The sequence below is a fragment of the Bacillus sp. P4_D3 genome (genome assembly GCF_056401855.1).
Genome location: NZ_JBFUIN010000466.1, coordinates 1 through 2,478, shown reverse-complemented (window position 1 = coordinate 2,478; position 2,478 = coordinate 1). Strand labels below are relative to the sequence as shown.

At 33.1% G+C, this 2,478-nt stretch carries 3 protein-coding genes and 1 pseudogene; 3 read left to right on the top strand and 1 reads right to left on the bottom strand.

Annotated features, from left to right (window positions below; genetic code table 11):
* Positions 1–219: 219 nt before the first annotated feature.
* Positions 220–627 (top strand): GNAT family N-acetyltransferase, encoded by a 408-nt coding sequence (locus AC1DTM_RS22825; RefSeq protein ID WP_016104818.1) that lies wholly within the window; start codon positions 220–222, stop codon positions 625–627.
* An 82-nt stretch (positions 628–709) separates the two neighbouring features.
* Positions 710–1,363: an MBL fold metallo-hydrolase gene (locus tag AC1DTM_RS22820; RefSeq protein WP_016104819.1), complete on the top strand. Its 654-nt coding sequence runs from the start codon at positions 710–712 to the stop codon at positions 1,361–1,363.
* A gap of 132 nt (positions 1,364–1,495) precedes the next feature.
* On the opposite strand, the gene AC1DTM_RS22815 is transcribed toward AC1DTM_RS22820, so the two are convergent.
* Positions 1,496–2,113 carry a TetR/AcrR family transcriptional regulator gene (locus AC1DTM_RS22815; protein ID WP_016104820.1) on the bottom strand — a complete coding sequence of 206 codons (618 nt, stop codon included), beginning with the start codon at positions 2,111–2,113 and terminating at the stop codon, positions 1,496–1,498.
* A gap of 122 nt (positions 2,114–2,235) precedes the next feature.
* Here AC1DTM_RS22815 and AC1DTM_RS22810 point away from each other — a divergent pair.
* Positions 2,236–2,478 (top strand): annotated as a pseudogene (locus AC1DTM_RS22810) (MMPL family transporter); the annotation flags it as partial.

The window sequence follows — 2,478 nt, the reverse complement described above, 5'->3', positions numbered from 1 at the left end:
GGTGATGGTTGAAATGTATATATTTTATACTCACCATTAGTTGATATACTAAACAAATATTAAATAGAGAAATATATATGGTACCAATCTTATTAAGTTCCTTATGTTTTTAAAGAGAAGGAGTTTCCTTTTTTCTTATTGAAGTATTGTTCGAGTCAGTTTGACGACGGTCAAAATTTTTTGGGAATAAAAACAAAAAGGATGATAGGGAGTATTTACATGAAAACTATTTTAAAGTACACAATTGAACCCCCTAAAGATTTCAATGAATTATTAACTATGTATGAATCTTTAGGGTGGAATTCTCTTAGCTTATCGGTTAATGAGTTAGAGAAAATGTGTAAACAAAGTTGGTATGCAATTTATGTTTTTGATGACCAAAAGTTAGTAGGGATGGGACGGATTATATCAGATGGTGTAATTACGGGCATTATTTGCGGAGTGTGTGTATTACCGGAATATCAGTCCAAAGGCATTGGAAAAGAAATAGTGGAACGATTAATCCGGCACTGCGAACAAAAACGAGTTATTCCACAACTTATGTGCGTTGAAGATTTAAAACATTACTATGAATCAATTGGATTTGAGGAATTTTCGATTGGTATGACGAAGCATATTATACGATAGCAGGGTTTTATTTATTAAGTTTTTTATGTATTCAAATCTATTTTTAGATTTTAAAAACCTAATAATAAAGGAGACAAAAGTCATGGAGATTGCTAAGGGAGTAGAGATGTTACATCTTGAATTCCAAGGGTATATTATTCACCCAATTCTTTTATGGGATGATGAAATGGCAGTTTTAATAGATACTGGATTTCCTGGACAAATTGAAGATATACAAGTAGAAATGGATAAGGTTGGAGTATCGTTTGGTAAACTAAAAGTCGTGATTTTGACGCATCAGGATATAGATCATATAGGTAGTCTTCCTGAACTATTACAAAACTGTGGAAGTAATATAACAGTCTATGCTCACGAGCTAGACAAGCCATATATCGAGGGGGAGTTACCCTTATTGAAGGATGCACAAGTACAGAATCCTCCGAAAGGAAAAGTGGATGATACTTTGATTGACGGTCAAGAACTTTCCTATTGCGGTGGTATTCTTATTATTCATACCCCAGGGCACACTCCTGGTCATATTAGTTTATATTTGAGACAAAGTAAAACTCTTATCGCTGGGGATTCAATGTATAGCGTAAACGGAATTTTAGGGGGAATTCATGCCCCGACTACTTTGGATATAAAAGAAGCGCAAAATTCTTTGAAGAAGTATTTAAATCTAGAAATWGATTCGGTAGTTTGTTACCATGGTGGATTAAGTAAGGGGAATATAAATGCACAAATTCAAAAGCTGTAAATAAGAATTTTTTGTTAATTGGTGCTAAAGTATAATCTAATTGCTAGTATATAAATAAAACCCTTAAATTAATAAAGAGCATGTTTGAAGGGATTTCAAACGTGCTCTTTATTAAATATAATCAATTTAATTTTAATGACTTAACCCATTCCAATAAAACGAAACGATTTGTTTTGCTAATTCATCTATATTTGCAAGAGTAGGATTGTGATTCTCATCTTTAAAATTCCCGATTGATAATAAAGCTACGAAAGCATGGGCAGCAAATTTAGGATCTCCTTTAGGTATTTCTCCAAGGACCGTCGCATTATCGAGTGCTTTTTCCAATACGTCATACATGTTATCCTCGGCATTTTTTAATTCCTTCAATTGCTCTTCAGATAAGGATAGTTTTGCATCTTTCATAAAGTTCTTCATATCAATATCCATCGTTGCGTGTAAGTATACTGTAGCAAAGTCCAATAATCTTTCTTCCAAAGTCTTATTTGTAGAGAGGATTTGATCCATATTTTCTCTTATTCGTACCATCATTTGAATCATAGTAGCGGTAAATAAATCCGCTTTTGTTGAATAGTAATAGTAGACGGTTGCTTTTGTAACACCACATTCTTTCGCGACCTCATCCATCGAAACAACTTGATAATTTTGAGTGAGAAATAACCTAGTTGCAACTTCTAAAATGATTGCTTTTGTAGATTTTGTATTTTTATTTTGACGAGGCCTTCCGAGAGGACGTTGTTTTTGATCCAAATACATTCGCTCCTGACATTTATGATTGAGATAATTATAACATAATTTTTTAATCATTCTTGATTAATTAACCGACCAGTATATATAATTAATATTGGTCGGGAAAAGGAAGGTGGGTTTTTATGAAAAAGCACCCGTTAAATATGTTAGGGAAGCTTGTAGCAGGGAAGAATACGCAATGGATAACTTTATCGGTTTGGATTCTTATTACATTGGTACTTTCATTTACGTTGCCACAAGTAAACAGTATGAAAGAACCGAATCCGAAAAATTTACCTGAAACAGCTATGTCACAGCAAGCTGAAGCACTTATGAAAAAAGAATTTCCTAATAATGCAGGAAATCCGTTGTTAGTTGTATGGCAT

Bases quoted from the DNA above. Each gene is read 5' to 3' on its own strand.
- AC1DTM_RS22825 (WP_016104818.1), top strand. From the start codon at position 220: ATGAAAACTATTTTAAAGTACACAATTGAACCCCCTAAAGATTTCAAT.